The organism is Blastococcus sp. SYSU D00813 (assembly GCF_054050735.1).
The window spans coordinates 1-6,771 of sequence record NZ_JBJGZX010000069.1; the positions used below are offsets into that span (position 1 = coordinate 1).

6 protein-coding genes are annotated in these 6,771 nt (G+C 77.6%); 2 read left to right on the plus strand and 4 right to left on the minus strand.

Translation table 11 applies throughout. The annotated features are described in order from the left end of the window. Positions 1-92: 92 nt before the first annotated feature. Positions 93-407 carry a hypothetical protein gene (locus ACI8AX_RS23450; protein ID WP_456552285.1) on the minus strand — a complete coding sequence of 105 codons (315 nt, stop codon included), beginning with the start codon at positions 405-407 and terminating at the stop codon, positions 93-95. Positions 408-419: 12 nt separating this feature from the next. After that, positions 420-2,276, minus strand: a complete 1,857-nt coding sequence (locus ACI8AX_RS23455; RefSeq protein WP_456552286.1) for a putative bifunctional diguanylate cyclase/phosphodiesterase — start codon at positions 2,274-2,276, stop codon at positions 420-422. Between the two features lie 127 nt (positions 2,277-2,403). Between ACI8AX_RS23455 and ACI8AX_RS23460 the strand changes: the two genes are divergently transcribed. After that, positions 2,404-3,045: an HAD family hydrolase gene (locus tag ACI8AX_RS23460; protein ID WP_456552287.1), complete on the plus strand. Its 642-nt coding sequence runs from the start codon at positions 2,404-2,406 to the stop codon at positions 3,043-3,045. Between the two features lie 43 nt (positions 3,046-3,088). Continuing rightward, complete coding sequence (locus ACI8AX_RS23465; RefSeq protein ID WP_456552288.1) at positions 3,089-4,102, plus strand: NADPH:quinone reductase; 1,014 nt, start codon at positions 3,089-3,091, stop codon at positions 4,100-4,102. 14 nt (positions 4,103-4,116) lie between these two features. Here ACI8AX_RS23465 and ACI8AX_RS23470 read toward each other — a convergent pair whose 3' ends face one another. Beyond that, positions 4,117-4,746, minus strand: a complete 630-nt coding sequence (locus ACI8AX_RS23470; RefSeq protein ID WP_456552289.1) for a hypothetical protein — start codon at positions 4,744-4,746, stop codon at positions 4,117-4,119. After that, complete coding sequence (locus tag ACI8AX_RS23475; protein ID WP_456552290.1) at positions 4,739-6,508, minus strand: hypothetical protein; 1,770 nt, start codon at positions 6,506-6,508, stop codon at positions 4,739-4,741. The genes ACI8AX_RS23470 and ACI8AX_RS23475 overlap by 8 nt, the downstream gene beginning before the upstream one ends. Positions 6,509-6,771 lie beyond the last annotated feature (263 nt).

The following is a 6,771-nucleotide window of genomic DNA, read 5'->3' on the forward strand; positions in this document are numbered from 1 at the left end:
CCCCCCCCCCCCCCCCCCCCCCCCCCCGGCGCGCCCGCCCCCCCCCCCCGCCCCCCCCCCCCCCCCCCCCCCTCCGCTCGGGGGCCGGCGACTCAGCAGCCGTAGAAGCAGCTGTCGTCGTAGCCCGAGTAGTCGTAGTAGTAGCCGCTGTCGTCGAAGAGGTCCGCGGCGTCGCCGTCGGACCCGCCCGACGACGTCACGGCCAGGCCGACGACCAGCGCGACCACGGCGACGAGGCCGGCGACGACGAGGGTCCACACCTGGGCCGGCTCCAGCCGCCGCGGCCGGGGAACGGCCGGCGCGGAGACGGCCTGCTGCACGACGGCGGGGGTCGGCACGGGCGCCCAGCCGGCGCCGGCCGGGTACGGCGCATGAGCGGGGGCGGGCAGGGGCGAGGTGGTGGTCACGGTGTCCTTCCTTCAGTGGGTGAGCTGCGGGGCCGGCTCGGCGGTGCGCGCCGGCTCCGGGACGGGGGCCTGGTCGGCGGCCGGCTGGGGGCGGCCGAACAGGTAGCCCTGGGCGTGCGAGCAGGCCAGCTCGCCGAGGACGGCGCGCTGCTCGGGCGTCTCGACCCCCTCGGCGACGACCTCCAGCCGGAGGCTGCGGGCCAGCTCGATGATCGAGGCGACCAGGGTGGTCGAGCGGCCGCCGCCGCCGAGGTCCTGCACGAAGCTCCGGTCGATCTTGATGATGTCGGCGGGCAGGCGGCGCAGGTACGACAGGCTGGAGTAGCCGGTGCCGAAGTCGTCGATCGCGATCCGCACCCCGAGGGCCCGCAGCGCGGACAGCTGGCCGACGACGAGGTCGATGTCGCGGACCAGCACGCCCTCGGTCACCTCGAGCGTCAGCTGGCGGGCCGGCAGCCCGGTCCGGTCGAGCACCTCGGAGACGGTCGCGACGACGTCGTCGTCGGCGAGCTGGCGCGGCGAGAGGTTGACCGCGATGTCGATGGCCCGGCCGGACTCGGCCGACCAGGCGACCGCCTGGGCGGCGGCCTGCTCCAGCACCCAGCATCCGATCTCGACGATGAGGCCGCCCTCCTCGGCCAGCGGGATGAACTCCGCCGGCGAGACGAGCCCGCGCTCGGGGTGCTCCCAGCGCAGGAGCGCCTCGTAGCCGGTGGTGCGGCCGTCGGCCAGCACGATGGTGGGCTGGTAGTGGACGCGCAGCTGCCGGGCGGCGACGGCGCCGGCCAGGTCCTCCATCAGGCGGGCCTTCTCCTCGGCGGCCTGCGCCATGCCGTCGGCGTAGTGGACCAGGCGGTTCTTGCCGAGCGCCTTGGCCATGTACATGGCGAGGTCGGCGTTGCGCAGCAGCACCCCGGCCTCGCGCTCGGGGGCGGTGCGGGTGCCGGCGGCGCCGATGCTGACGTGCGGCACGATCGGACGGCCGTCGACGAGCATGGGGTCGGCGAGGGCGGCGAGCATGCGCTGCCCCACGGCTCCGGCGACGTCCGGACCGCCGGCGACGACGACGGCGAACTCGTCGCCGCCGATGCGCGCCACCTGGTCCCCGGGGCGGACGCAGCCGGTCAGGCGCCGGGCGATGCCCTTGAGCAGCACGTCGCCGGCCGCGTGGCCGCGGGAGTCGTTGACGTCCTTGAAGTCGTCGAGGTCGAGGAAGAGCATGCTCACCTCGGCCGACGTGCGGGACAGCAGCCGGTCGGTCGTCTCCATCAGCAGCGTGCGGTTGGCCAGCCCGGTCAGCGGGTCGCGCAGCCCCTGCTGCTCGTTGAGCCGCCAGGCGGCCAGGTGTGCCAGGCTCGCGGCGAGCACGAAGAACGCGTGGATGCCGGCCCAGACCCACGGCTGGTGGTGCGCGGCGGCGTGGCCGAAGACGGAGTGCGGGAGCAGCGTGCCCAGCACCCCGTGGTGCGCGACCACGACCAGCAGCGCGATGCCGAACGGCACCCAGTTCTGGTACAGCGAGACCAGGCCGATCACGACGAAGAAGTGGAAGTGCGCCTCGGTCAGCCCGTCCATGAGGTACACCAGCAGCACGGACGCGGCCAGCAGGCTCAGCGTCGCGGCCGCGGCCCGCAGCGAGCGCCCGGCGCCCGGCAGCAGGGCAAAGGCCAGCGGGTAGGCGACGGCGGCGGTCTCCAGCGCGGCGGCCACCGGCCCCTCGCCCAGGGCCAGCGCCAGCACCCCGAGCGCGACGGCCTGCACCGCGGCGAACGACAGCACGATGCGGTGCCGCCGGCGCCAGACGTCGTCCGGCAGGACACGTCCCTCGGGCAGGAGGGCGGCGAGGCGCGCGGGCAGGGGGAAGCTCACACCGGCCCATCGACGCGCCGGGAGAGGTGCTCGCGCCCCGCGACCCCGGGCGTCACCCGCCCGGGTGAGGCGGCGGAGTCCGGGCAAGCAGGTTTCCTGGGCCCCCGCACTCCGGTACTCCCCCGGGATGGCGGGTGCGGTGGTGGTGGACCTGGACCGGGTGCTGCTGTCGGGGGACGCGGCGCTGCTGTTCCTGCGCGGCGCGCTGGCCGGCGCCCCGGGTCGCGCCGTCCCGCTGCTCGCCGCCGCGCCGCTGCTGCTGACCGGCGCCCTCCTGCCCTGGACCCGGCCGCTGGCCGCGCGGGCGCTCACCCGGCTCGCCCTGGGTCGGCGGGCGGACGTCGACGCGGTGGCCGGCGCCTACCGGCGGGCGGTCGCCGGGCGGCCGGAGGCGGTCGTCGCCGACGCGGTCGCGGGGGTGCGCCGGCACCTGGTCGCCGGGGACCACGTCGTCGTCGCGACCGGCTGCGAGCAGCGGCTGGCCGAGGGGTTCCTCGCCGCCGCGGGGCTGGCCGGCGTGGAGGTGGTCGGGTCCACCGGCCGGGCGTGGCCGCCGCGGGTCCGCCGCTGCATGGGCCCGGCCAAGGTCGAGATGCTGGCCGAGCGCGGCCACCGTCCGCCGTGGCGCGCGGTGTACAGCGACAGCGCCTCGGACCTCCCGCTGTTCGAGCGCACCGGGCGGCCGGTGCTGGTCAACGCCTCGGCGCGGGACACCGAGCGCGTGCGCCGGGCGCTGGACCGACCGGCCGAGACGTGCACGTGGCGCTGACCCCCCAGGGCGTCACCGGACCGATCGTGGGTAGGGCGCGGGGGTGCGAGCCATCACCTACCGCGAGAACGGCGGTCCTGAGGTCCTGCGGCTGACCGACCGGCCCACCCCGGAGCCGGGGCCCGGCGAGGTCCTCGTCCGGCTGGCCCTGGCCGGGGTCAACCCCACCGACTGGAAGGCCCGCCAGGGCACGCCGCCCGCCGGGGGCGAGCAGGTGCCCGGCCAGGACGGCGCCGGCACCGTCGAGGCGGTCGGCCGCGGCGTCGACCCCGCCGTCGTCGGCCAGCGGGTGTGGGTGTGGGAGGCGGCCTGGCAGCGCCCGCACGGGACCGCGGCCGAGTACACCGTCGTCCCGCTGCGGCAGGCCGTGCTCCTCGGCGCCGGCGCCCCGTTCGAGATCGGCGCGGCGCTGGGCATCCCGTTCCTGACCGCCCACCGCTGCCTCACCCTCGGCGAGTCGGTGCCCGACCGGCTCGGCCCCGGCGCGCTGACCGGCCGCACCGTGCTCGTGCAGGGCGGTGCCGGCGCGGTGGGCAACGCGGCCATCCAGCTGGCCCGGTGGGCCGACGCCACCGTCATCGCGACGGTGAGCAGCCCGCGCAAGGCGCAGCTGGCGGCCGCCGCCGGCGCCTCCCACGTCGTCGACTACCGGCAGCAGGACGTCGCCGCGGTCGTCCGCGAGATCGCACCGCACGGCGTCGACACGATCGTCGAGGTGTCCGCCGCCCGGAACGCCGCCGTGGACGCCCAGGTGATCGGCATGCACGGCGCGGTGGCCATGTACGCCGACGACGGCGGCGCGGAGGTGACCATCCCGGTGCGCGCGCAGATGGGCCCGAACGCGCGCTGGAACTTCGTGCTCGTCTACACCGAGCCGGCACGGGCGAAGGTGCTCGGCGTGGAGGACGTCAACGCCGCGGTGCTCGACGGGGCCGTCCGCGTCGGGGAGGACGCCGGCCTGCCGCTGCACGTGTTCCTGCTCGAGCAGACCGCCGAGGCGCACCGGGCGGTCGCCGAGGGCGCCGTCGGCAAGGTCCTGGTCGACGTCACCGCCTGATCGGAGCGACTCCGCTAAGCGGGGGTCATCGACGGCAGGGCGTGGGTGCGGGGGGCCAGCCGCCAGGCCGCCCACGCGGGCAGGCCGCCGGCCCAGGCCTCGCCGTCGTCGGTGCGTCGGCCGTCACCGTGCAGCGGTGGCAGCCCGCGCACCCGCTGCACGCCGTAGGCCGCCATCGCCAGCTTCAGCGCCAGCCCGCGCCGGCGGTGCCGCGGCGCGACGTAGACCTGGTGGGCCAGGCCGCTGCCGGTCCACCAGCGGAGCGCGGCGACCTGGTGGCCGCTCGCCACCCCGGCCGCGCGGGCCTCGTCGGCGGTCAGCACCGTCCCCTCGGGGAACCGGCCGTCGGAGAAGGCCAGCAGCGTGGTCGCCGGCGGGGCCGCCTCCGGCTCGGGCAGCTCCACGTACCAGAGCAGGGGGACGCCGGGCAGCGCCGTCTCGGCCACGTGCACCCGGCCGCCGTCCGCGTCGGCCCGGACGGCGAGCACCCAGCCCTCCGGCCGTCGGCCCGGTGGCTGGTCGACGACGCTGCCGGACGGAAACTCGCCGCCGAGCGAGGCGACCCACCACCGCCGCGCCGGCAGGCCCGGCTCCTCCTCGGCGGGGAACCGGGCCCACCAGCCGTGCAGCGGGGCGTCAGCCACGGTGCTCGCGGGCCCGGCGGCGCAGGAGCAGCACCAGGAAGAGGACCAGCCCGGTGAACAGGACGCCGAAGCCGACCAGCCCGACCTGCAGGTAGTTCGTGCTGCCGCGCGTCTCCAGCGCCGGCGCCGCCTCGACCTGCGGAGCGGCGACCGTCGTCGGTCGCACGGTGGTCGGCCGCGTCGTGGCCGTGGGGAGGGCGGGGGCCGTCGCGGTGGCCGTCGCGGTGGCCGGCGCCGCGGTCGGGGCCGCGCTCGGCACGGCGGCCGGGGCCCCGTTGACCGGCCGCGCGGCGCCCGCGTTCGTGCCCCCGGTGCCGGTCCCGGTGCCGCCCCCGGCGGGGACGGGCGCGGGGGCCGACGCCGGCGGGACCGGCGCGGTGGGGGCGGGCGGGACCGGGTCGGTACCGGGGTCCGGCGGCGTGGTGGTCGGGGTCGACGTCGTGGGCGGCGTGGTGGTCGGCGGCGTGGTGGTCGGCGGCGTGGTGGTGGGCGGCGTGGTGGTCGGCGGCGTCGTGGTCGGCGGGGTGCTCATCGGTGGCGTCACCACGACCGGCGCGAGCTGGACCGTGGTCCCGGCGGCCCGGTCCCACGTCCCGGCCTCGGCGTCCCACGGGCTGCCCAGCTCGACCTCCGCCGTCGCGGGCTCGTAGCCCTCGGGGGTGGTGACCGGCTCGAGGGTCCAGGTGCCGGGCAGGAGGCAGCCGACGTGGGTCAGGACGCCGTCCGCCCCGCTGGTGGCGACGGTGAGGCTCTCCGGGTCGACGTCCCCGGGGTCGACCGTCCCGGTGTCCGTGGTCCCGGTGTCCGTGGCCCCGGTGTCCGCGGCCCCGGTGTCCGTGATGCCGGTGTCCGTGGCGCCCGTGCCGGTCGTGCCGGGCTGGGAGGTGGTCTCCTCGGTCAGCAGGAGCAGCGGCGGCCCGTCGGGCCCCGGCTCGCCCTGGCAGTCGTCGACGAGCTCGCTGCCGGGCCGGTGCCGGTAGTCCGGCCCGGTGAGCCGGTACCCGGCCTCCGCGAGCGGGTCGCCGGTCCCCGCGTCGACGACCGTGGTCGTGAGGCTGGTGTGGAACAGCGACGCGTTGTCGACCTCGTGCCAGGTGCCGGTGATGCACACGGGCGCCTCGTCGGGCGACCAGCAGTCGCCCATCTCGAAGGTGTCGACGACGCCGGGGGCGCGCTCCAGCCCGGGAACGCTGCTGAGCTGCTCGATCACGTAGGTGCCGTCGTCCAGGGTCACGTACGACGGGTCGACCCCCTCGCCGGGGGACGGCTCGGCCGTCGGCTCGGTGGTGGCGGCGAGACCCGTCCCCCACAGCGGTCCCTCCGCCCGCTCGACGGTGCACGTCCCGTCGGTGGCGGTGACGCACACGGCCGCGAGGCCGTCCCCGCCCTCGGCCGTCACGTCCCGGAAGGCGTAGACGGCGCCGCTCAGGTCCAGGTCGGCGGGCGCCCGGCCGTCCGGCACGGTCTGCAGGACGAGGGCCTCGGAGCCGAAGGACTTGCCGACGCCGAAGTCCGGTTCGAGGTCGTCCGCGGTGACGTCGGCCGGCTCCCACTGCTCCAGCACGTCGCCGACCGGGACCTCGTCGACCGTGTCCGGCGTCTGCAGGACGGCGTCCCCGGTGGCCGGGTCCTCGTCGGCGAGCGCCGCGGGCACGGTCACGCCGGAGGCGACCAGCAGGCCCATCCCGAGGGCCGAGCCGCGGGCCGCCCTCCGCTGCAGCAGGCGGGGGACGCGGGGTGCGGTGCTCGCGGGCGCCGGCATGGGGACTCCTCGGGAGGTCTCCCCTCGACCGTCGACGGGAGCCGGGCGGCAGCCTGTCGGCGTCGGCCTCCCGGCCACCCCCGCCGCCGCGGGACACGCCGTCCCCACCTGGGGGGACGCCCCGCCACCCCCGGCCGTCACAGCCGTCGAACGTGACCGTCCGGTATCCGGGGTGGGGGGGGGGGGGGGGGGGGCCTCCTCCGACCAAAACCCCCCCCCCCCCCCCCAACCCCGGGGGGTGGGCTGAGCTCACCACCTCCGGC

Bases quoted from the DNA above. Each gene is read 5' to 3' on its own strand.
- ACI8AX_RS23460 (WP_456552287.1), top strand. From the start codon at position 2,404: ATGGCGGGTGCGGTGGTGGTGGACCTGGACCGGGTGCTGCTGTCGGGG.
- ACI8AX_RS23475 (WP_456552290.1), bottom strand. From the start codon at position 6,508: ATGCCGGCGCCCGCGAGCACCGCACCCCGCGTCCCCCGCCTGCTGCAG.